The organism is Methanoregula sp., assembly GCF_049518935.1.
Classification (GTDB): Archaea; Halobacteriota; Methanomicrobia; order Methanomicrobiales; family Methanospirillaceae; genus Methanoregula.
Window position 1 is genome coordinate 36,638 of the sequence record NZ_JBEKRH010000014.1, and the last position, 22,358, is coordinate 58,995.

Below are 22,358 nucleotides of genomic sequence, written 5' to 3' on the forward strand. Positions count from 1 at the left end.
CTCCTAAGAGGATTTTAACGATCCGATGGTGGTTTCACCCGCGTCCTGCGGGGGGTTCTGCTCCGGTGGTGCCAGCGATGCGGCCATGGCGTCGACTTCGAGGGTGCCCTTCATGAGGTGTGCGTCCTCGTCGCCCGTCAGGATGGCTATGAGACGGGCAAATTCACCGGCATGCACGCGCTCTTCGTTCGCGATATCTGCCAGCACCGCTTTTGCAAGGGGGTTGTCCGTTGCATCCGCATGGGCAAGATAGGTATGTACTGCCTCGTGTTCGGCAGCCAGGTCAAGGCGCAGTGCCCGGACCAGTTCTTCAGTACTCATTCTTCGTTCCGGGATCATTCCGCTGAACGGGTTGACAAATTCCGGCATAGTTTTCACACTCAGGTTAATCTCTCGTGCAGGTCACGGGACGGCCATGGCAAACAGCGGGCCGTCCCCTCCCGCGGGCGTCTTATTTCTTCAGCTGGTCGAACCGTTTCCCGACCGCATCCCAGTTCACAATGTTCCAGAATGTGTCGACGAATTTTGCCCGGTCGTTCCGGTAGTCAAGATAGTAGGCATGCTCCCACACGTCGAGAACCATAAGGATATCGAAACCAGGGAAGACGTTCGTGTTGTGCTTCTCTATCTGGGCGATGAGCGGCCGCCCGGTCCTCCGGCAGAACGTCAGGGCTGCCCACCCGGAACCCTCGGCACTGGCTGCGGCCTGGGTGAACTCTTTTTTGAACCGGTCGAATGTGGAAAATTCACCGGCGATCACCTTGGCCAACTCACCCTTCGGGGCCCCGCCGCCGCCTTTTCCCGCGGGAGCAAGGTTCTCCCAGAAGAGGTTGTGGAGCTTGAAACCGCCGATATGGAATGACAGTTCCTTGAGCGTGGCCTTCATATCGAGGTCGGCATTTTCCCTGCGAGCCTTGTCCAGTTTTTCAAAGACAGCATTCGCGCCGTTCACGTATGCCTGGTGGTGTTTCTGGTGGTGAAGCTTGAGCTGCTCCTCAGAAATATGAGGCGCCAGGGCACTGTATTCGTACGGCAGTTTCGGTAGTGAATAAAATCTGTTTTCTTCCATGGATCTCTCCTCGGAAACCGGGGAGCTGCCGGTCCCGGCAGTTCCTCCTCTGCTTGGAACTGCACAACGTGAGGGTATAGGCTCTTTCCCTAAAGGCAAACCATGAAACAAAAACTGAAACGATGGACGGGGGCTGGTACCAGGAAGCGCCTGGTCCCCTCCTCTTCACCGGGTGCCGTATACGCAGACCCCGGTATCGGAGGCCGGGGTATCGTGCCGGACCGTTCCGTAGTCATGGCCTGTCACCGGTCCGTCCAGTGACTGCCCGGCTGCAGCGGGAAATTTCCCGCCGGTTAATCGCACTGCGGATATCTCCAGTAATGCCGGATAAAACCCGCGTACATACAGTCCGGGGCAGTACAATGGTGACAGCCCTATGCAGAACACTCTGTCTCGACCCCGTCGGGCACGGTCCATAAATCCATCCGAAGGTCACCCTTGCCGCGACAGAATGTCGGCCAGATCTGGTCAAGGTCCTCTCCGGCAACGAAGAGTTCTTCCGGGATCTCCAGAAGGGGAATCGGTCTCACCTGCCGGGGTATTGATACGGGGGTCTTATAGGGTCTCCCCGTAAAAACAGACTTCGAAACAAATTCTGAAACAAAATGCGGGCAGACCATCAAAAGTGCACATAGTTTGTACGACCGCAGGCCTTACAACGGTCGTTCGAGGATAATTTCCAGGATCCCGTCGCGGAACTTCTTTCTGCTGATCCGTGAGCCCGCCGGGACCGTTATTTTCCGCATGACGGTCTCTGTCCGTAGCAGCGCGGATATGATGAGCTGGGTCTTCTCCAGATCGATCCTGATGTCCTCTTCCGGAATCCCGTGCAGCTGGCTTATTATGCAAATCGATCTCCCGTTTTCAGAGATACCGGTCGGAGGAACGATCACGATTTTTTTATCTTTTTGCTCTTTTTTAGGCTTTACCATAGTGTTCCCCCGCACCGGCATGAAAAATATGCCGGAGTGTATGCCGGCCTCCCCGTGTACCTCCCGATGGGAGAGGTAAACAGGCGGGTACACCCGCCTGATCCGGCATATATTCCTCTTCGTTGCAGACTGAGGCGATCATCTTCTTGTGCTGGTCCCGGCGTTGATCTTCCCTGGCGTGGGGATATCTCTCCAGTACCCGTAACCCGTCTTGAGATTTTCCGGGTAAGGTCCATGCTGCAGGAGGGTGTCCCTGGAAGCCGGTTCCATCCCGGTGCAGGTACAGGGCGGCCCGCACGCATCCCGCATTCAACCGCACGCGGGAAATAGGTATTCAGGTATGGCAGGTATTGTTTCATGGTTTGGAACACCGGCTTGTCACGGTTCCCTGCAGGGTACCGGTGAATGCAGGGGAATTTTTTTAATGGTTATCCTGTTTTTGATCCGGTTCTGCGCTTCCAGAATCGCGATCCGGATAATGCCGTGGTTTATACACTGACCTGGCTCAGCCCCGGGCCGTGCCAGACTTCCACATTGTCCACGTACTCATCCGGGAAGTACTCAACGGAGGGCATGAACCGGAATTTTTTGAGAATGTGCTGCATGATGGGACGGGGCATTACCACGCTGACATGATAGCCTTCCTCCAGCCACCGGCGGATCAGCTTCTGGACATTGCCCTCGTTTTTATCCCGTGATATGATATAATGGAGGCAGAGCCGGTGCTCCTCCCGCTCCAGCCAGCCGGAGAAGAGATCTTCAGAGAATCCCAGGGCGTCACCCTCAGGAGTTCCGGTCTCGATGCGTGTTGCGGTCATTTCATGTATTTCCTCTCGTATGCGATCCAGACTGCACCCCTTCGTTCCCGGGTGCATCTTTTAATCCCATTGCAGAGCCTGCCTCTTTTTCACGGGACATGGGATAAACCTGTCCTGTTGTTGCAAAATCTGCATCAATCCGGAATTTCCGGGGTATTATACAGGGGAACATCTCGTCCACGACCATGCATCAGACCGGTTCATGTTCTCCCTGCCGCATCAGCAAAGACAAAAAAATAGTATTTTTTTTACGGATTTTTTACGGATTATCACCGTCGACTATTGTGTTGTTTTTTAAAACCTGCTGCACCAGGCCGGCTGCCACGGCCGGTATCCTTCCCCCCACAAAAAAAGATCAGGCTTTCTTATCCGGGGCACCGGATTCGTCCCCGAGGATGTGCCGGAAGACAAACTTGAACTCGTTCAGCCGCTGCCGGAGGTATTTTTTCCCGGGTTCGGTCGGGGAGTACAGCTTTGATTTGCCGGATATCTTCATCTCCAGGTATCCCGCGAGCTCGAGATCGTGGAGGACCGTGTAGATACGGGCCTGGGGGATGAGGACCTTGTACCTGTTGTGGATCTCGTGGACGATATCATACCCCGAGATCGGTTTTTCAAGGAGGGATAAGATCACCGGCTCCAGCATTTTTTTTACCACATCTTCCACCGTTGCCTGGGGGACGATGGTGAGGGACTCTGCCGGGAACGTGGGATGGGCAAAGGAGATGGTCGTGTCCTTGCCGGTCGATACGATGATCTTTGCTATGCCTTCCGAGAGCAGACGGATCTGGTTATGGTCGAGATCTGCCATGTTCATGCCGATGATACCGGTGACGGGGACCCCGGCTTCCTTCCTGGCAAGGACCAGGTTCTTTACGGCAATGATATCAGCAAACTCTTCCGTATCGGAGAAATCGAGGAGGATCTGGAGGCTGCCCGGTGGGCCGGCGGGGGGAAGGGTCGCTGTGCACTTCTCAAGTATGCGGGGCAGGAAGAAGAGTTCGCCTTTTTTTACGCGCCGGGTGAACATCCCGCCGTCCCTGATCTCCTGAAGGAAATATTTCTGCAGTACGGAACGGTGATAGGCAAAGAATATCCGTCCTCCTTTCTTTAACCCTGCCTCGATGGCGAACTTGAAGATCGGATCCTTCACGGACGGGTCCGTGTACAGGAAGAGGACAATATCGGAGAAGATATCCTTCAGGAGGACCGTTTTTACCTCGGGCAGGTTCAGGTACTCCGCTTCCGGCACCCCTTCGGCACCGGGTGCCGCACCGGGCGGCGCCCGGGCCCGGGCTGCTTCCGCGATCTTTTTCATCTCAAGTTCTGCGGCTTTGCGGAAAAGGGCCACCTCGATAGCAGCCTTTATTTCCAGTTCATTGAAGGGTTTCACGATATACCCGTACGGCCGGACCTGCTTGGCTTTCTCGATGATCACATCATCCGCGTACGAGGTGACAAAGACCACCGGGATGTCCAGTTCGCTGATAATGGCCTGCGCCGCTTCGATACCGTTCAGCCGCCCGGGCATCACGATATCCATCAGGATCAGGTCAGGCATCAGCCTGCGTGCCTTCTCGATCGCATCCTCACCGGATGCCGCCATACCAACGACAGTATACCCCATCGCATGCAGCCGTTCCTCGAGCTGCATGGTAATGATCGCTTCATCATCAACCACAAGAATCTTCGACATCGTCCTCATCTCCCCGTCTGAAGCGGGAATTCAACATTCACGACAGACCCCAGGTCTGTACTCTCGATCACCAGCGTCCCCCGCAACTGCTGCACCAGGCTCCGGATCAGTTTCAGGCCCAGGCTCGTGGCACGGCTGATATCCACGTCCTTCGGGATGCCGGTGCCGTCATCCCGGATACTGATGTGGATATTCCCCCCGTCCTGCCGTGCAGAGACGGTGATCGCCCCATGACTACGCCCCCGGAAGGCATGTTTGAATGCATTCGACAGGGCCTCGTTCACCACAAGCGCACAGGGAATTGCCTGGTCGACCGGGAGATAGAGATCCTCCGCATCCACCTGGCACGTGATCCCGGGGCCGGACCGGCCGTAGATGCTGGAGAGATCGGCCACCTGGTCCCGGATCTGGCCGCCCATATTGACCCGGTCGAACTGCTTGCTCTCGTACAGCCGCGTGTGGATCTGGGCCATGGTCTTGATCTTCATCATCATATCGGTCAGGATACCGGTCGTTGCCGGATCGCCGGTCCTCATCCGTGTCATGTCGAGAAGGCCGGAGATGATCTGGAGGTTGTTCTTGACCCGGTGGTGGATCTCCCGGATCAGGATCTCTTTTTCCGCCAGTGCGGCAACGATCTTCTCGTTGGCCTGTTTTGTCTCGGTCACGTTCTTGAAATACCCGATAATCCCGTCGATCTCGCCGGCAGCATTCCGTTTCGGGACATAGGAACCGGCAAAGTAATTCTTCTCGCCACGGGCATTAACCAGGGGGATTTCGTCGTGAACCGCGGTACCGCTCTCCAGCACATGCCTCTTGATTTTCGTCAGCGCATCCGCATCTTCCCGGGATAAGATATCATAATCGGTTTTCCCGAGCATGTCCGCTTCTGTCAGGCCCATCTGGGGATTGATCACCTGGGTATACCGGAGGTCCCGGTCCTGCATAAGGATGTGATCAGGAGTATTAGTGGCAATGATCCGGAATTTTTCAAGGCTCACCCGCAGGGCCTCCTCCACCTGCCTGCGCTCGGTGATGTCGCGATAGCTCCAGACCCGGCCGACAATGGTCTCCCCGATCTTCTGGGGTTTGGAATATCGCTCGAAGACCCGGCCGTCCGGGAGGCTGACCATGTCATAGCTCTCCCGTCCCGGGTGGGCATACAGTTCCTTTAACCGGGCGACAAAATCCCGTGAGTCCCCGATCAGCGGCGTCATATAGGCAAGCGCCGTCTTCTCTCCCGCTGCGTCCAGCATATGTTCCGGGATATTCCAGATCGCACAGAATGTCTTGTTGTAACTCGTGATCTTCCCGTCCGTGTCGACAACGAGGATACCATCGGCAGTGGAATCAAGGGCCGCATTGAGCAGTGACGCGGTGTTCGTAGCAGTCTCTTCTGCGATTTTGCGCTCCGTGATATCCTGCCCCTGGGCAATGGTGGAGGAGATCGTGACGCCGTCTCCATCGTGGATATTCGCCGAGTTCCAGAGTACGATCTTTGTCGCACCGGAGACATGCCGGATGGGGATCTCTACGGATTCCCACCGCTCGCCGCTACCCGTCTTCTGGATCAGTTCCATGGATTCACGGCGGGATTGTTCCGGGAAGAGGATATCGAGAGGTTTCCCGATGACCTTCGCGGCAGCCATTCCTGTCAGGAACTCGAAAGCATGGTTGAACCGGATAATGTTCAGTCCCCGGTCCCAGACGATGATCGGGGCATTGGCATAATCGATCAGGTTTTCGAGGTACTGGCTGGTGCCGCGGAGGGTGTCCTCGATCTTTTTCCGCGCCATTGCCGTGGCCACAAGGTCCGTCACTGCCCGCATAAGGTCCAGCTCATCATCGGTAAAGTACGCCTGGTCGCAGGTCCCAAAGGAGAGCGTCCCGAGAGTACGGCCCTGGTAGACAAGCGGGTGGACCGCACAGACGGAGATGCCGAACGAGCGGAGCAGGCGGGTTTTTTCGTCATCTCCCGCGAGAATGTCCCGGACAACCACGCGCTCCCCGTCACAGGCTGCCACTCCGCAGACCAGTTCGCCGAGCTCCAGGTACGCGATCCTGCCTGCATCCTCCTGAGGGATACCGGCATACGCGTTCAGCCGCATCCGTTGCCCGCTCTCGTCGATAAGGTAGTTGAAGAAGGTGTGGCAGTGGAGGTACTGCATCACCCGTTCCCCTACGGTCTGGACGATGAGTTCGGGCTTCTCCGGGCTCAGGAGCAGCCGGGCTGATTCTGCCAGGATGTCCAGCTTGCCACTCTCCTGTTTCAGTCTCTCTTCGATCTGCCTGCGTTCTGTAATATCCTGGAACGTGCCGATAACTGAGGAACGTGCCCCATCTGTTACCGGGCTCAGCCCGCGCAATTCGGTCCAGACCGTCTTTCCGGACCCGGTCGTAATCGGGATCTCAAGGGTAAAGGGTTCCCCGGTGGAAAAACAGGCCTCGATCCGTTCCCTGATGCGGGTCCGATCTTCCGGTGAAAAATACTTCATTCCCTCGGCAAGACCCGGCCGGTAATCACGGGGCGCCTCGATGATGTCGTAAATCCCCCCGGTCCACTGGAGGTAATCGGTATGCGGGTTCGCTTTCCAGCCGCCGAGCTTCGCAATCTTCTCGGTCTCCCGGAGGAACCGTTCGCTCTCCTCCAGTGACCGTGCAGTCCTGTTGCGCCCGGTCACATCCAGCACCTGGGACTGGATGGAGACGAGGTTCCCCTCCGCATCCCGGAGCGCTGAATTGTACCATTCGCATTCGATCACGGTGCCGTCCTTGCGGTAGTTCCGGTTTTCGTGCAGGTTCCGAGAAGCCTTCCCGTTCAGCATATCGGCGGAGATGGCGGAGACCCGCTCTATATCATCCTCATATACCCAGGGGAAGTCACCAATCGCCTTCCCCATGACCTCCTCCCGTGTCCAGCCGAACATCCGGATGGCCTCATCCGACCATATGGTGATGCGGAACTGCGAATCGAACCCGATCACCGCCAGCGGGGAGTTGTCGATATGGTGGGTGAGACGCTCCTCGCTCTCCCGCAGCTCCTTCTCCGTTTTCGTGAGTGCATCGATGTTCTGCCGCAGCTCTTCTTCAACGGCCGTGAGTTCCTCGTTGAGTTCCCCCAGCTCCTCGTTCCTGTGCACGAGTGCCTGTTCCGCCCGGTCAAGGGCCTGGCCAATCTCCACCGACAACTGCCCGACAATGGACGCGGTCGCAAACGTAAAAATGACCAGGCTTACCGAGATTATGACCACGTTGGAGAGATGGTACCAGAACGAAATGACGTAAAAAAGGATATTTTCACAGAGGGTGATGGCAACTGCCAGCGTGACAAAATTCCGGAGCAGCAGGGCCCGGATGGACCTTCCCATGAGATAATGGACAGGCGGTGTTTCCCGCCCTGCTGCAGCAATAAGCCCGGCCCCGGTAAAGAATGCCGCAAGTGCAGAGACGGCCGCAACGGGGATGATCGTCGTGCCATAGAGGAGCGGGTCCCCGTAGAAATAACTCATGACCAGCGTGAACCCGGCGAGCGTGATGATGATCCCTGCCACGACCGTGATCTCCCGTGCCCGTCGCAGTTCCGGCGTGAGAAAGGCCGGGTCGACACAGAAGAACAGCCCGATCGCGGCAAGGATGATAAGACCGGCCGCCACCGGGGAAACGGGCGTTGACAGGGGGCCGGATATCGCAGCCCCGGCCGCGACAGACCAGGACTCCACGATAAAGTGCCTGCCCGCAAAGGCAGAGACGATCTCGGCAGCTTCCGTGCATGCAACAAGGACAAGGGCTGTCCGCACGAGGAGGCCCCCGGTACGGTCCACCGGCCGGGCGGAAATGTATACGAGCAGGGCGCCAAAAAAGATCCAGATGAGCGCGGCACTCAGTGCCATGGTCTTGCAGCCCGGGCACACGCTGCTGAGGAGGACGTTTCCGGAGATATTCCCGATAAGACCTGCAAGGCTCGCGAGGATGGCAAGCAGGCCAAAGGCACGGGTGAGTTTCCTGAACAGGTTTGCATCCGCTACGGCGCGTGGTACATCAGCAGTGCTGAACAGTCCCGGTGTGATCATTACGCATCTTCCCAAAGAACAGGTACAGGATCCAGTACAAATAAAAACCCGGTAACCTCATTTAAAGGTTTTTATATGTTCCAAAAAGTGTGAACATGTCCACAGGAGATATTTGCAGCCGGTGCATTATACCTGACTGGACAGTTTCACATGACAAAATTACACAAAAAACGGCATACCGGGTGCCGGAAACGTCTCCAAATTGTGTCACACCCGTTGAAAACCGGGCAAAAATATATCTCCGCATCCGCGCTAAGCAGGGTTCAGTCCGGTTCGCCGGAACAATCAGGAGTTGGATACACTATGCATGAACAGGGAGCGGGCCCGGGCATGATGCAGCAGCACGAGATGATCATGGCCGAGATGTGGGAAATGATGACCGAGGACCAGAAGAAGGCCCTGATGAAACGCATGATCGACGGAAAGATCCTGATGAAAGAAGGCATGATCAAGCACTTCCAGTTCAAGATCGAGACCATGAAAATGGTTAAGAAGATGCTGGATGAGTGCTGAAAAGCCGGGAATACAAATTTTTACTCTTTTTCTCCAGTCTGCCTTTCTGATGAAAGATCATCAGGTCGAAATCGCCTTGCCGGGCATTTCTGCCATCCGGATTTCCGGCTGAACGGCAACCAAATCGAAAATACCATTCGGGTATTTCTGCCATCCGCTTTTCCTGATGAACGGCAGCCAAGTCGAAAATACCATTCGGGTATTTCTGCCATCCGCTTTTCCTGATGAACGGCAGCCAAGCCAGGTCGAAAATATCCTTCGGATATTTTCTCCAATCTGCCCTTCTGATGAACGGCAGATTTTTTACATCTTCGACTGGTCGCGGGGCATTGCTGTACCGCGGGCGCCGGGCCCTTTCGCGCCAAGGCCGAGCATCGGGTCGCGCTTCTTCTTCCTGGGCTCACCGTCGTCAGGGGATGCTGCCGGCACCTTGTCCAGGAAACATTCGACCGGGTCGCGATCGCCGGGACAGGTCTTTGCCTTGAACTCCCCGCACTCTGCGCAGGTCGGCACCTGGGTTGGCAGCAGCGAGGGAAAGTTGTTCTTCCAGAGGGTGGGATCGATCTTTCCCTGTTCGAGAAAACGCTGGATATGCCGCGCCGTATATTTCATGCTCAGTTAATAGGCGCTCGATCCTCATATGCCCTTCTTTGCAGGAAGCTGGCCGGGCAGGTTCCCGGGCTCAGGCCGGCCGGTGGCCCTGCAGGTACCAGCCTGCGCCGATCGGGACGAGGAATGTCACCGCATAGTAGACGATCACGTCGGCCTGATAGTACGCAGCGGGATGGAAAAGCTGGACTATGAAGAGATAATCGAAGACGACGGCGATCGCCGTCCAGGCCACCGCGAGCTGCACAAAATACGACAGCGGGAGCCCGCGGCGCGAGAACCACCGGTATGTCACTACGGCCATGACCGGGGTCAGGCAGACAAAGAGGACCCAGCCCATGACAGGGGCAAGGGGCGTGAGGAAGAGAATGATACCGAGGAGGTAGCCGATGAGCCAGAAGGCGAGGCCGAGGCCGGCGGTATCAGTGAAGAACTGCTTCATGGAAAAGTATCGTAGCCCGGGGAAATTGACGCTTTCGGAAGGGTTCTAAAGATCCGTCTGTTCCCGCAGGATCTCCTCAAGGAATACCTGCCCGTATTTCTCCCGCTTGAACTCCCCGACACCAAAAACCGCCGAAAAACCGGTCATGTCAGAGGGGCGGGCAACGGCCAGCTCCCGCAGGGTACGGTCCGGGAAGATCACGTACGGCGGCACGCCCTTCTCGTCCGCGAGCTCCTTCCGGAGCGCCTTTAAGCGCAGGAAGAGATCCCCGGCGTGTGAGTCAAGCCGGGCCGGGGCCTTTGCCTCCGCCTTCACCGGGCCGGTCCCGGGCACCGGGAGCATCACCCGGCACTGGCCCTTTACGAGCTCGTCGGTCCGGGGCGTGCATCGGATCACCGGGTACTTGTCGCCTGACCGGGACAGGAACCCCTGCCGGGCCAGCTCGTTGATCCAAGTGCGGTACTGGGCCTTGCTGTGCTTCTTCCCGGCCCCGTAGGCAGGCAGGGAGGCAAGGCCGTACTCCTGGATCTTCGCGCTCTTCGAGCCCCGCAGCACATCGGCGATCAGTTCGATGCCGAAGTTTGCGGGCAGCTGCTTTACGCAGGCCGCGATCATCTTTGCAGCATCCGTGCAGTCCACCATGTCGGGAGGGTGGTCGCAGGTATCGCATGACCCGCAGTTCTCTTCCGGGTACTCCTCCCCGAAGTAGGTGAGGAGAAATTTCCGCCGGCAGCCAGTCGTCTCGCAGTACTCCGCCATGTCCTGCAGTTTCTTCAGTGCGATCCGCAGGTGCTGGCTGCCGGTATCGTCGTGCTCGAGCATGGAGCGGACCCGGGCATAGTCGCCCCGGCTGTAGAGGAGGATGCACTCGCTGTACTGGCCGTCCCGTCCCGCCCGGCCCGTCTCCTGGTAATAGCCCTCGAGGGTCTTTGGCAGGTCGTAGTGGATCACGTACCGTACGTCCGGCTTATCGATGCCCATCCCGAACGCGACCGTGGCGCAGACTACCTGCACCCGGTCCTTTATGAATGCATCCTGCACATCCTCCCGCTGCTGCTTTGGGAGCCCCGCGTGGTAGGCAAGCGCCGAAAACCCCTTCTTCCGGAGTTCCGCTGCCACCTCCTCGGTCTCCTTCTTGGAGAGGCAGTAGACAATCCCCGACTCTTCGCGGTGCCGGCCCAGGTAATTGACCAGGAAGATGAGCGGGTTCTTCTTCTGCACCACCCGGTACCGGAGGTTCGTGCGGTTGAAGCTGCCCACGAACTCCCGGGCACCGGCAAGGCCGAGCTGCTGGCGGATGTCGCGGCGCACCTCGGGGACAGCGGTCGCGGTCAGGGCGATGAGGGGGACGCCGGGAAAGTACTTCCGGAGCTGGGCGAGCTGCCGGTACTCCGGCCGGAAATTGTGGCCCCACTCCGAGATACAGTGTGCCTCATCGATCGCGATCAGCCGGACCGGGGCACGCGAGAGCGACGTGAGGAAGCCCGGCTGCATACACTTCTCGGGCGAGATGAAAAGGAGCCGCAGGCTGCCATCGGCAAGGCCCTCTTCAAGCTGGACCCGGTCGCGGTAATCGAGGGTGCTGTTCCAGGCCGCGGCAGGGATACCCCGGGCGTTCAGGTCGTCAACCTGATCCTTCATCAGCGAGATTAAAGGGGAGATGACGAGCGTGATGCCCCCGAGGACCAGGGCCGGCAGCTGGTAGCAGAGCGATTTGCCGCCGCCGGTCGCCATGATCGCGAGGATGTCACGTCCGTCAATGACGGAGCCGATGATCTCCTCCTGGTGCGGCAGGAAGGCGGAGGAGCCCCAGTAGGTATGCAGGAGTTCGCTGGTTGTGACCATAGGGATCCTGATTAACGCAGCCCGGACTGGCGGGAGAACGCTACCGGAGAATGGGGAGGCCGGCGGGAAGAACTCTTGGGGCGGGGTGAAAGTGAACGGATCCCTCCGGGATCCCGGACTTTGAACCAGAGGTTTTAAGCACCTCCCGTTTTTAACCAATATGGAGTACATGACACGAAAATGCGGGAGCTGCGGCATCCCTGCCCCGAACGACAGGGCAAAGTTCTGTAACGAGTGCGGTTCAACCATTGTTGACGTGCAGGATACGCACTTCCCGGTCTGCGACAGCTGCGGGGACACCGTCTCGGACACGCTCGCGCAGTTCTGCGACAAGTGCGGTGCGCAGGTCCGTCCCTCCTGCCCGTCCTGCGGCAATAAGGCGATCAACAAGGACTCGAAATTCTGCACCCGGTGCGGCACCGTCTTTGCCACCGCCGCTGCCCGCACGGCCCGGCAGCCGGCCAGCCAGGCGGCGTCCGTTGTCATGAACAGGAAGCGGACCGCGCTGCCGGTACAGGAAGAGCCCGGGCCGGTCGCGCAGCCTGATGAGTGGGATCCCTGGTCCGACGGCAGTTCGGAGTTCGATGCCCAGCCGCTCCCGGTTGTGGAGGAGAAGCGCTACGCCCACCTGCCGCTCATTGCGGACGAGCCCGACCAGGCCCGGGCCTCGCGGGCACCCCAGATCTCCATGGCCCCGAAAAAATACGGCCACCTGCCGTTGATCGCCGACGAGCTGAAAGGCTCAAAACCCTCGTACAAGGATGCCGGGGACGTTCCTGAACCCTCGCGGAAAGGACGACCTCCTGATAAGAAGGGCGTCTTCGGGTTCCTGAAAAAATAGACGGTTCCTGTACAGATCACCGGGAGCCGCAGTTCCCGGTATTGCCGTTATACCAATGTTCCGGCAGAGACATTTTTATTCCGTGTTCCGGCAACGGAGGTATTGTTTCCCGGGCCCGTTTATCCCGCACGTTCCTCCACCTCCGTTCATCCGGGGATACGGCCGATACCTGTCATACCCCCGTGACGTACCTCCAGAAACAGGGTTCATGGAACGGCGGATATGCCGGCACGCTCCCCACCACCGCCACAGTTCCGCAACCTATATTGAATAAGAGACCGGACATGGAAAGATATGTCGTGGGTGCAGGTCTGGACCGGAGAGGCGGGATGGATACAGAGCGAGGTAATCCAGATGCTCACGTACCGGCACATGAAAAAGGGCAGGAAGGAGGACTGGATCGAGGTCGTTGCCCACCCGCAGCAGCGGGTGCTCCTGCAGACCTGCCTGAACGTAGGCACCTGCCCCAAGAATGAGGGGGACCGGAGAGCCTGGAACGTGATCGTCGAGAGCCGTGCCCAGACCGTGATCGCCGAGGTAGTCCGGATCATCAGCGACCGGAAATACCACGGCCGCGTGATCCAGCTCCGGAACGTTTACACCCTCACCTTCGAACGGGAGCCGCCAAAGACTGTGGACATCGACGTCTGGGTCTGGGACATATCCTGCTCATCCTGCCACAGTTATACCCCCGTGGTCTGCCCGGTGGGCTCCCATTTCGGCCAGTCCTCGTCCCCCGTGGCCTTTGCAAATCTTGCCCCGCTCATCGCCGAGAGATACCCGTTCTACAAGAAGATCCCGGTCCAGGACAAGGACACTGGAGAGTACGCAAGCACCTGCATCAGCTGCGGGGCGCCGCAGGACGAGTGGCGGGTGATGGAATCGTACCTGACCGCGCCGGGCGAGGATGGCTCACGGGTGGAGAAGACCACGTTCACCATCCCGCTCACCGAAGAGGAGCGGGCTTCCTATGCAAAGGCAGTATAAGCGGAAGGCCCCCTGCGGGAGACCGGGCACGTTTTTATACGACATTCAGGTGCCAGGGCCCGGCCCCGGGGTTTACCATGGGTGCCAAAAAAGGTAACGTTATTTTTAGCGGGTTTTAGTCAAAGTACGCGACAATATTCCGGAAGATCTGCATATTGAGCGATTCCATGGGAAGGACAGTACCGGAGCGCTTCATCTGCTCTTTTAAGAGTGGCCAGTCATAGAGGTTCACAAACTCCATTGCCCGCTCCGGGTGCGGCATCATGCCGAGCACCCGGCCGCTCGCCGAAGTGATCCCGGCGATATCCTCCACCGAGCCGTTCGGGTTGAAGGGGTACTCGCCGTTTGCCGGGATCAGGTCCTCCCGGCAATAGGTGAACGCTACCATCTTCTTCTGCTTGATCTTCTGGAGGGTCTCTTTCGAACACGAGAGGTTGCCCTCACCGTGGGAGACCGGGCACCAGATCCGCTCGATTCCTTTTGTCCAGAGGTTTTCGTTCGCCGGCTTTATGGTGACGAACCGGCACTCCAGCCGGCCGCCCCGGTTGGGCATCAGGGCGATGTCCCGGGCGCAGGTCCTGTCAAATGCCGGGACGAGCCCGAGGTTTGCCAGGATCTGGAACCCGTTGCAGATCCCGAGCACAAGGTTGTCGCCATCGAGAAATTCGAGAAGATCGTCCCAGAGGTTGTTCCTGATCCGGTTCGCGTAGGCATTGCCTGCTCCGGTGTCATCCCCGTACGAGAAGCCGCCGGGGAAGACAATGAGCCGGTAGGCGGAGAGACCCGTGCGGCCTGCGATCAGGTCGTTGATATGCACGATATCCGCACCCATGCCGGCCCGGGCGAGTGCCCTCTGCGTCTCCATCTCAGAGTTGATCCCAAAGCCGCTCAGGATCAGGGCCTTCTCGGGAATCAGCTCCGGTACCGGGACGGGTTTTGTCATGGCCGCAGGTCGTTTAACATTCCTGTGCACTGATGCCATATCAGTACCCCCCGAACGGCGCCTTGTAGGCCTTCTCTAGGTCCCTGATATCCGTATCCAGCAGGAGAGTCGTTGCTGTTATCCGCAGACGGCTGCCGGCCACCCGGCCAAGCAGCACCGCATCGGGCCCGAGCGCCTGCTCGAACGCCCGCTTGTGGTCCGGGGCAATCGTCACCACGAATCTTCCGAGCGACTCAGAGAAAAGATAGTGATCGGAACGCATGCCGTCAGGAACCGGGACCGTGAGTTCCAGGCCGTGCCGGCCCGCAATCGCAACCTTGGCCAGCGCCACCAAAAGACCCCCGTGGCTGACCGGGAAGGCCGAGGCCACAAGCCCGTGGCCGATCGCGCCGGCAAGCCGGGTGTAGCGCTCCTTTGCCGCTGCTGCGTCGAGGGACGGCACCTCGTTCCCGACACCCCCGAGCATCGCGAAGTACTCCGACCCGCCGAGCTCCTCCTTCGTCTCACCAATCACGTACACGAGATCACCTGTGATCTTCGCGTCCATCGAGACTGATTTCCCTGCATCCGGATGGACACCGATCGACGAGATCAGCAGGGTCGGCGGCACCGAAACCTTCACCGGGCTGCCCTCCGCATCGAAACCGGAGAAATCATTGAACATGCTGTCCTTACCAGAGATAAACGGGGTGCCAAACACCTTCGCAAAGTCATAGCACCCCTGTGCCGCACGCTTCAGCTGCCCGAGGCGCTCAGGCTCGTCGGACGAGCACCAGCAGAAATTGTCGAGGATCGCAATCCCGGACGGCGGGATACCCATGGCGACAAGGCCCCGGATCGCCGTATCGATCCCGGCGCCGGCCATCCGGTAAGGATCGATCTCGGAGTAAGACGGGAAGAGCGCCTGCGAAAGCCCCACGGCCTTCTTCGAGCCTGGCACGACTTTTGTCAGCGATGCAACGCCCTGCACCCGCCCCTTCCCCTGAACCGGGCCGAGCACGTGGCCACCCTGCACAGTATGGTCGTACTGGATGGAGATGAACTCCGTGGAGCAGAGGTTCCTGCGTTTGAGCATTGCAAGCAGAGCTGTATCGAGCCGGTCCGGACACGGTGCGTCCGGCTCAGGGAATGTCTTTCTGGTAAACGTGGTTTTCAGGTGCTTCTTCGGCAGGCCGTCGTGCAGGAACTTCAGTTCGAGGTCCATCACGCACTTCCCGCCGCACTCCACCACGCACCTCCCCGAGTCCGTAAACTCACCGATCACGGTCGCTTCGACTTCCCGGCGCCCCATCAGGTCCATGAAAGCCGTGAGCTGCTCCGGCGGAACAGCGAGCGTCATCCGCTCCTGCGACTCGGAGATCCAGATCTCCCACGGGGCCATGCCATGGTACTTCAAGGGCACTGCATCGAGCTGTACCCGGCAGCCGTTGCATTCCTTGGCCATCTCCGCCACCGAGCAGGAGAGGCCACCCGCCCCGTTGTCGGTGATGCTGCGGTACAGCCCGAGGTCCCGGGCCTCTTTCACGATCACGTCCGAGAACTTCTTCTGGGTGATCGGGTCGCCAATCTGCACCGCAGTGACCGGGCTCTTGTGATCGAGCACTTCAGAAGAGAAGGTGGCACCGTGGATTCCGTCCTTGCCCACCCGGCCACCTACCATAACGATCAGATCGCCGGCCTGCGCTGCCTTCTCGTGCAGCTTCCGGCCTCCCTGCATACGGGGCATCACCCCGACCGTGCCGGCAAAGACAAGGGGTTTTCCGGCATAGCGGTTGTCAAACCAGCAGAACCCCTGCGGGGTCGGGATGCCCGAGCAGTTCCCGCCCACACCCACGCCCCGCACCACACCATCGAGGATCTGGCGGGGCGGGAGGACCGGGTTCGAGGCGTCTTTCCCGCGGAAGAGGGTGACTGACGTATCCGGGTCGCCGACACAGAACCCGTAGATGTTGATACAGGGCTTTGCGCCGAGGCCGAAGCCGATCGTGTCCCGGTTCACGCCCACGATACCCGTGAGGGCACCACCGAACGGGTCAAGAGCCGACGGGGAGTTGTGGGTCTCGACCTTGTGGGTGACGATGTACTCGTCGTCGAAGACGATCGCGCCGGAGTTATCGGAGAAGACCGAGACGCAGATGTCTTTGTCCCCCGCCTCCAGCCGGATCTCGTTCGTTGCCGCCTGGATGTACGTTTTGTACAGCCCATTTGGCACATCGTCATCCATTGCCGAGGCGAAGATCGTATGCTTACAGTGTTCGCTCCAGGTCTGGGCGAGCGACTCCAGCTCGAGGTCCGTTGGCCTGCGCCCGAGCGTGCGGAAGTAATCGCGGATCGCGTGGAGCTGGGTGAGGTCGAGAGCGAGAGGGCCCCGACGCTGGTGTGTCCGGGGATCCATAATCCCCTCCTTCCCCAGCCGTGCGAGTTCCGCATCATCGAGATCGAGGTCTACCGTCTCTGTGGTCGGCAGCTCGTGGAGCTCCACGTACGGCACAATGCGGTCCATTCCCGCCTGCCCGTACTCTGCCCGGGTCTTCGTGAGCACCCGGTTCACGAGCGGGTTTGCAAGCGTAGCGGCAAGTCCCTGCAGCGCCCCCGCGTCGAGCCGGCCACGGACAAAATAGAGCTGGGATGAGTAAACCGCTTCCCCGTCCCCGAATTTCATGGAGAAGAAGTCCTCGATCATCTGCCGGGCCGTGGTGCCTACGTTGTCGGTCACGCCCGGGAGGAAACCGACCTCGATCGCATAATCGAAGAGAGGTTTTGTTGCTTCATCCACCGTGAACTCCTGCACAACCGGGTTGATCAGCTGATTGCCGATCTGCACGAGCTCGTCCCGGGTGAAGTCCCGGGCGGAAGTCGCGATCGTATAGACCTCGGCAAGGTGTAGCTCATCAACCGGAAACCCGAGCGTTTTGATCCGGTCCGTCCGGGTCTTCAGGCGGGGATCCTGGGTATAGTGAACTTCTATGCGGTGGACAAAAGAAGCCATGTATACAGATTTTGGCGGGATGAAAGAAAATAGGTATCGCAGGGGGCCTGCGCCCGGATGGCGGGGAGCTCCCCGGGCCTCACCGGTTCTCCCGGGTTTCCAGCCGTTTCTCGATCCGCGAAAGTGACTGCTGGATCATGAAAAGGACCGCAAAGGCAACTGCCCAGAGCAGCCACTGGCCGATCACCGGGCTGACTACGGCAAAGAGAACGCCGGCGATGATCGCCTCCCCCTCCCCGGGGAGTTCCTGGTACAACTCCGCCCGCCCGCTGAGGAATTTCACAAGAAGCGCACATGCCACGATCAGTACGATCACAACGGCAGAGGCAAGCAGCTGCATGGTTGCAATCCCTATCATGCCGATGATAATGATGACGGCAGCAAGGAGGATAAGGATCGTCGTCTGTTTTGGATACGCCAGGTAATAATCTTCCCGGACCCCCGTCCGCCCGCTGACGATTCCGAAAATCAGCGCAGACGCCACAAGCAGGATGATTCCAATTGCCGCAGGCAGCATCTGGTGCGTTATCACCCCGGAAATACCGAGCGCGATAATGACGCCGGCAATGAGGACAAAGAGTGTTGTTTTATTTGGATATGCCATGTAATATTCTTCCTGTATTATACACAGATTGGAAGGAGAGGGTCATAAAGATTCCGGCACAACAGGCCATCCAACCGGGCCATCGGGAGCTGCACTTCCCGTGCCAGAATCTGAGAGCATAATCGTTCATCCACCCATCAAAAGGGGGCTCCTCAAACGATGAAGCCGTGAGATCGATCTTTACGGGGGTGAAAACGGGCCGGAGGTCCGGTTGATCGTAAACGTTCGGTTTCGATCGATCGTGAACGTATACTCGTACTGCTTCTCGTCAATGGAGGAGAAGGCGGTTGACGGGATTTCCTGCCAGGACAGCCGAAAAAATCTCATGCAAAGTGCCAAAATTTTACAAGGAGAACTATTGGTCACTGACTGCAGAAGCGACAGAACCTGACTATTATCTCCGGATCCTGATAAAAAAAAGATCCATCGGACCCTCATTGTCCACCCTGTGCACCCCAGGGCTGCACCGGGGGGGCGATATTCACCCGGGAGGAACGCGGATCGGGGGAATCAGACAGGGGTTTGCCGCTGCTATCGCCGGCACATTCAGAGGTAGTCGTTCCGTTTGCTCACGATGGGCGTATCCTTCTTCCAGAGCCGGATGTCCCGGGCACGGTCGAAATGGAACTTCGCCTCTTCCTCTTTCCCCATCTCCTGGTAACAGATCCCGAGGCTGTTCCAGGCTTCCATGCAGTTTGGCTGCTGGTTGATCACCATCTTGAAGACCTGGATCGCGGAATCGAGGTACTTGTTGCTCATGTACATCACGCCGATCCGCTGGAGGGTGTCCCCGAGGGTGAAGAGGAGCTCGGGGTTCTCGGAATCCAGCTCAACGGCACGCAGGCAGGACTTGAGGGCATTCGTGTAATCGTTCTGTTCCCGGTAGCAGACCCCCCGGTCGTTCCATGCCTGGGCAAAATTCTCATTGATCTTCAGCGCCCGGTCGAACGCGGCGATTGCATCGGCGTACTTCTGCTCCTTCAGCATCAGGCCCACCCCTTTCCGGTATTCCGCCGATGCCTTCCCGAGGATCCGGTTGAAGATCCGTGTGCCGGCACTCTGTGGCACAGCAACCGCAGCCGCTTCCGGCAGGTCCCCGGCAGCCACGTCCCGGATCACCACATCGCCAAACGTTGATGTGACATCCCGGACGATCCCGGCTACGGCGATAAAGATGCCCTGGGCATCGAAGAGAGGCATCGCGCGCGTCCAGATCGTCCAGTCGCTCCCGTCCCGCTTCTTCCCCCGGGTGACGGCGATGACCGGCCCTTTCGGCACCCGGTTGATCAGCATGTACTTCTGCCGCCGGATCTCCTCGTCCGGTTCGAAGACCAGATCGAGGAGCATCTTTCGCTTCGTGCCAAAGAAAGGCTCTGCATAGACGAGGTCCCCTTTCCCGACGATGGCGCAGGCAGGCACGTCTGTCAGCTGCTCCATCGAATCGTTCCAGGCGATCACGACCCCTTTTGTGTCGAGGGCAAACCCCGGGTCGGTGGTGAGGCTGATCATGTCCGCGATGATCCGCTGGGTGGTGCCCACGGGTTTCCCGAGGTAACTCCGCTCGACCGCGGTCTTCACCATCGAGACGATCTCCCGGAACTGCATCCTCGCGTCGTCGGTCTTCTTGAGATAGAAATTTGCCCCGCTGTTCAGTGCCTCGATCGCGGTGTGCTCCCGGCCGGCCCCGGTGAACATGATAACCGGCGTGGTATCCCCGCGGGAGCGGAGGAGCTTCAGGAACTGGATCCCGTTGATCTCCGGCATCTCGTAATCCAGTACAATCGCATCGAAGCTGGTCTCCTCCAGGAGCCGGAGGGCATCGGTGGCCGATGCGGTGGTCTGCATAGTCACTTCCTGCGAGCGTTCGGCCATATGCAGGAAGATCTCGCGCAGGGCTGGCTCATCGTCAATAAAGAGAACGGAGAACAAGCGTGGATCCATGCTACAAGGAATTATCCCACGGGAGAATATAAATTGGAATGATTTGATCCTGCATTCCCCACCGGAGCAGCGAAACCGGAGGGATCAGACAGGAACCCGTGGCGAACTGCAGACGGTAGAGAGAATCAATAAAAAATGCATATATACTGATAAAAAATTAAACAGATGAGATGAGTCCTTCAGGAGTCCAGCGCCGCAAGCGGCCGAGCAGGGGATACCTGAAGGGATCTCTTGTGCAGCCAGGCATCCATAGCGGTCAGGTTCGCAGGTCCCCGTCACTGCCGGGAGGGGGATCGGATTGCTCTTCGTGAACATCTGCCCGAAATGCGGGCTGAGATACCCCTACTCTCTCAAAAATTGTCTCGAATGCGGCACCCGGCTCGTGAACAACAAGGACGAAGCAACAAAAAAGCGGGCCCTTGGCCTTGTCCGTAAGATCGGGATCATCTCCCTCATGGGGGGCTCACTCTTCTGTGCATTTCTCGTTATAGTACCGCTCCTCCATCTTTCGATGGTCGCGGGACAGGACTTCTCCACCATAGTCAACACGATCCAGTCCCCGCCGGGCCCTCCTGTACCCGAGTTTAAACTCAACCAGACGGTCAGATCGGCGGACCTGGAGGTGACGGTGGTCAGGACCCGGGAGGGGAACAATGTCCTCAATGCAAACCGGTTCTTCTTTATCACGGTCAGCCTCCACAACCTCCGGCAGGACGCCCCCATCCAGGCCTCGGGAAGCGATTTTATCCTGACCGATGGTGATGGACACACGTATTACACGTACGGCCTTGGCAACAGCATTGCGCAGGACCTGCCTCCGCTGGCAAGCCAGTCGTATGAACTGGAGTACGAGATCCCGCGGAACGCCGCCGGTCTTGTACTCGCGGTCTATTTCCCGCGGGCCACACAGGACAGCGCCACAGGACCCCCGGCACTCTTTGCAGTCTCGTGAGGAACAGGGTATGTAAGGATCCGGAACCGGGGAGAGATGTCCCCCTTCATGCCGGCCTCACAGAAAGTGTTTATCAGACAACATCACACAGATTCATACATAATAGCCCGGGGTGTGGAACTATGAGACACGCGCATGTCTGCGGCATACTGTTTGTCGTCCTGCTGGTATCCTGCGTGATGCCGGCAGGCGCATCTGTCTATTTCACATCGAGCACGCCACAGGTGATCACCAAGGGGGATACCTTCTCCGTCAGCGGTACCGGTGCTATGAACGGGACCGTCGCGGTCTGGATCATTGGCAGGAATTATTTTGATGTCAGGACCGTAACTCCGGACAGGCACGGAAATTATTCAATGAGCCTGAAACCCAGCGAGACGAAGAAATTGACGGGTGGCCAGTTTGCGGTCATTCTCCAGGACCCCGGATCAGATGGCACGATGCAGATCGAGCCGGGGAAGGACAGTAACGGGAACCTCACCGTGATGAACCGGGGCAAGATCATTGCCCGCCTCGGGGCCCTTCAGGACATTTCGGGAAACATCCAGCCCATTACCGGGATCCTTTTATCCGCGGAAGAGATCCCGGGCGTTGACGACACCTTCCTTCCGGAATCATTTTTCGTAGAGGAGCCGGCCGTCTATTTCGACCAGATCGTCCCCGGGACCGACGCCCTCCCGGACCAGACTTCCGGTGAGGCGATCGTGATCACCGGGACCACCAACGTGGGCACCGAGAACTCCCTTCGCGCAGATCTGTTCAACCGGGATATGAACGAGCAGGTCACGGAAAAGATCCTCCCTGTTGTAGCCGGGACCGATATCAACCACTGGTCCTGTACATTCGATACTCCGGGCCTCCAGCCAGGGAATTACAATCTCTCCGCTGGCTGGATGAAATCCGATACGGGCGGCATGGGAATTGCAGAGTTCTCTGTCGTGAAGGCAGTCCCCGTCAATCAACCGGCCCAGTCCCTGCCAATATCCGACGCCGTCCCCCAGCTCCCGCCGGGCCTCGCTAACCTGCTTATTATCGGGATACTCTTCGTGTTCGCGCTCATTCTCTTCACGGTCCTGAAACGCTGAATCCGGAAAACAGGGAATCTTT

Annotated in this window: 22 protein-coding genes; 6 read left to right on the plus strand and 16 right to left on the minus strand. The window is 58.5% G+C overall.

The genetic code is table 11. The annotated features are described in order from the left end of the window. Positions 1 to 3: 3 nt before the first annotated feature. The 8 genes from ABSE13_RS09325 to ABSE13_RS09360 all read right to left on the minus strand — a co-directional run bounded on the left by ABSE13_RS09325 (position 4) and on the right by ABSE13_RS09360 (position 8,585). Positions 4 to 321, minus strand: coding sequence for a ferritin family protein (locus ABSE13_RS09325; protein WP_424028246.1), 318 nt, complete (start codon positions 319 to 321; stop codon positions 4 to 6). 130 nt (positions 322 to 451) lie between these two features. Next, positions 452 to 1,069 carry a superoxide dismutase gene (locus ABSE13_RS09330; RefSeq protein WP_424028247.1) on the minus strand — a complete coding sequence of 206 codons (618 nt, stop codon included), beginning with the start codon at positions 1,067 to 1,069 and terminating at the stop codon, positions 452 to 454. A 165-nt stretch (positions 1,070 to 1,234) separates the two neighbouring features. Beyond that, entirely contained in the window at positions 1,235 to 1,372 is a 138-nt protein-coding gene (locus ABSE13_RS09335; RefSeq protein ID WP_424028248.1) for a hypothetical protein, read from the minus strand. Between the two features lie 71 nt (positions 1,373 to 1,443). Then, positions 1,444 to 1,599 carry a hypothetical protein gene (locus ABSE13_RS09340; protein WP_424028249.1) on the minus strand — a complete coding sequence of 52 codons (156 nt, stop codon included), beginning with the start codon at positions 1,597 to 1,599 and terminating at the stop codon, positions 1,444 to 1,446. A gap of 123 nt (positions 1,600 to 1,722) precedes the next feature. Then, complete coding sequence (locus tag ABSE13_RS09345) at positions 1,723 to 2,001, minus strand: Hsp20/alpha crystallin family protein (RefSeq protein WP_424028250.1); 279 nt, start codon at positions 1,999 to 2,001, stop codon at positions 1,723 to 1,725. Positions 2,002 to 2,489: 488 nt separating this feature from the next. Beyond that, positions 2,490 to 2,819 (minus strand): hypothetical protein, encoded by a 330-nt coding sequence (locus tag ABSE13_RS09350; RefSeq protein WP_424028251.1) that lies wholly within the window; start codon positions 2,817 to 2,819, stop codon positions 2,490 to 2,492. A 355-nt stretch (positions 2,820 to 3,174) separates the two neighbouring features. Next, a complete protein-coding gene (locus ABSE13_RS09355; RefSeq protein ID WP_424028252.1) occupies positions 3,175 to 4,515 on the minus strand; it encodes a response regulator in 1,341 nt (446 codons plus the stop codon). Between the two features lie 5 nt (positions 4,516 to 4,520). After that, positions 4,521 to 8,585: a PAS domain S-box protein gene (locus ABSE13_RS09360; protein WP_424028253.1), complete on the minus strand. Its 4,065-nt coding sequence runs from the start codon at positions 8,583 to 8,585 to the stop codon at positions 4,521 to 4,523. A 303-nt stretch (positions 8,586 to 8,888) separates the two neighbouring features. On the opposite strand from ABSE13_RS09360, the gene ABSE13_RS09365 reads away from it, so the two are divergent. Together ABSE13_RS09365 and ABSE13_RS09370 are read left to right on the plus strand one after the other, a co-directional pair. Further along, a complete protein-coding gene (locus ABSE13_RS09365; RefSeq protein WP_424028254.1) occupies positions 8,889 to 9,098 on the plus strand; it encodes a hypothetical protein in 210 nt (69 codons plus the stop codon). Then, on the plus strand, positions 9,088 to 9,210 hold the full coding sequence (locus ABSE13_RS09370) for a hypothetical protein (RefSeq protein ID WP_424028255.1): 123 nt from the start codon (positions 9,088 to 9,090) through the stop codon (positions 9,208 to 9,210). The genes ABSE13_RS09365 and ABSE13_RS09370 overlap by 11 nt, the downstream gene beginning before the upstream one ends. Before the next feature lie 191 nt (positions 9,211 to 9,401). Here ABSE13_RS09370 and ABSE13_RS09375 read toward each other — a convergent pair whose 3' ends face one another. The 3 genes from ABSE13_RS09375 to recQ form a co-directional block, all read right to left on the minus strand. Further along, positions 9,402 to 9,710, minus strand: a complete 309-nt coding sequence (locus ABSE13_RS09375) for a hypothetical protein (RefSeq protein ID WP_424028256.1) — start codon at positions 9,708 to 9,710, stop codon at positions 9,402 to 9,404. Between the two features lie 70 nt (positions 9,711 to 9,780). Next, positions 9,781 to 10,149, minus strand: coding sequence for a hypothetical protein (locus ABSE13_RS09380; protein ID WP_424028257.1), 369 nt, complete (start codon positions 10,147 to 10,149; stop codon positions 9,781 to 9,783). Positions 10,150 to 10,194: 45 nt separating this feature from the next. After that, positions 10,195 to 11,994 carry a DNA helicase RecQ gene (recQ, locus tag ABSE13_RS09385; protein WP_424028258.1) on the minus strand — a complete coding sequence of 600 codons (1,800 nt, stop codon included), beginning with the start codon at positions 11,992 to 11,994 and terminating at the stop codon, positions 10,195 to 10,197. 169 nt (positions 11,995 to 12,163) lie between these two features. On the opposite strand from recQ, the gene ABSE13_RS09390 reads away from it, so the two are divergent. Both ABSE13_RS09390 and ABSE13_RS09395 read left to right on the plus strand, forming a co-directional pair. Beyond that, on the plus strand, positions 12,164 to 12,835 hold the full coding sequence (locus ABSE13_RS09390; RefSeq protein ID WP_424028259.1) for a zinc ribbon domain-containing protein: 672 nt from the start codon (positions 12,164 to 12,166) through the stop codon (positions 12,833 to 12,835). 294 nt (positions 12,836 to 13,129) lie between these two features. Next, entirely contained in the window at positions 13,130 to 13,822 is a 693-nt protein-coding gene (locus tag ABSE13_RS09395) for a hypothetical protein (RefSeq protein ID WP_424028260.1), read from the plus strand. Between the two features lie 115 nt (positions 13,823 to 13,937). On the opposite strand, the gene ABSE13_RS09400 is transcribed toward ABSE13_RS09395, so the two are convergent. The 5 genes from ABSE13_RS09400 to ABSE13_RS09420 all read right to left on the minus strand — a co-directional run bounded on the left by ABSE13_RS09400 (position 13,938) and on the right by ABSE13_RS09420 (position 20,299). Further along, entirely contained in the window at positions 13,938 to 14,804 is an 867-nt protein-coding gene (locus ABSE13_RS09400; RefSeq protein ID WP_424028261.1) for a phosphoribosylformylglycinamidine synthase subunit PurQ, read from the minus strand. 1 nt (position 14,805) lies between these two features. Next, the gene (locus tag ABSE13_RS09405; RefSeq protein ID WP_424028262.1) at positions 14,806 to 17,754 is read right to left on the minus strand and encodes a phosphoribosylformylglycinamidine synthase subunit PurL; all 2,949 of its coding nucleotides are present in this window, start codon (positions 17,752 to 17,754) and stop codon (positions 14,806 to 14,808) included. Positions 17,755 to 17,833: 79 nt separating this feature from the next. Beyond that, on the minus strand, positions 17,834 to 18,358 hold the full coding sequence (locus ABSE13_RS09410) for a hypothetical protein (RefSeq protein ID WP_424028263.1): 525 nt from the start codon (positions 18,356 to 18,358) through the stop codon (positions 17,834 to 17,836). Positions 18,359 to 18,538: 180 nt separating this feature from the next. Further along, positions 18,539 to 18,685 (minus strand): hypothetical protein, encoded by a 147-nt coding sequence (locus tag ABSE13_RS09415; RefSeq protein ID WP_424028264.1) that lies wholly within the window; start codon positions 18,683 to 18,685, stop codon positions 18,539 to 18,541. A 219-nt stretch (positions 18,686 to 18,904) separates the two neighbouring features. Continuing rightward, positions 18,905 to 20,299: a response regulator gene (locus ABSE13_RS09420; RefSeq protein WP_424028265.1), complete on the minus strand. Its 1,395-nt coding sequence runs from the start codon at positions 20,297 to 20,299 to the stop codon at positions 18,905 to 18,907. A gap of 307 nt (positions 20,300 to 20,606) precedes the next feature. Here ABSE13_RS09420 and ABSE13_RS09425 point away from each other — a divergent pair, with 307 nt between their 5' ends. Both ABSE13_RS09425 and ABSE13_RS09430 read left to right on the plus strand, forming a co-directional pair. Continuing rightward, positions 20,607 to 21,251, plus strand: a complete 645-nt coding sequence (locus tag ABSE13_RS09425; protein ID WP_424028287.1) for a DUF4352 domain-containing protein — start codon at positions 20,607 to 20,609, stop codon at positions 21,249 to 21,251. A 122-nt stretch (positions 21,252 to 21,373) separates the two neighbouring features. Then, on the plus strand, positions 21,374 to 22,336 hold the full coding sequence (locus ABSE13_RS09430) for a hypothetical protein (RefSeq protein WP_424028266.1): 963 nt from the start codon (positions 21,374 to 21,376) through the stop codon (positions 22,334 to 22,336). The last annotated feature ends 22 nt before the right edge of the window (positions 22,337 to 22,358 follow it).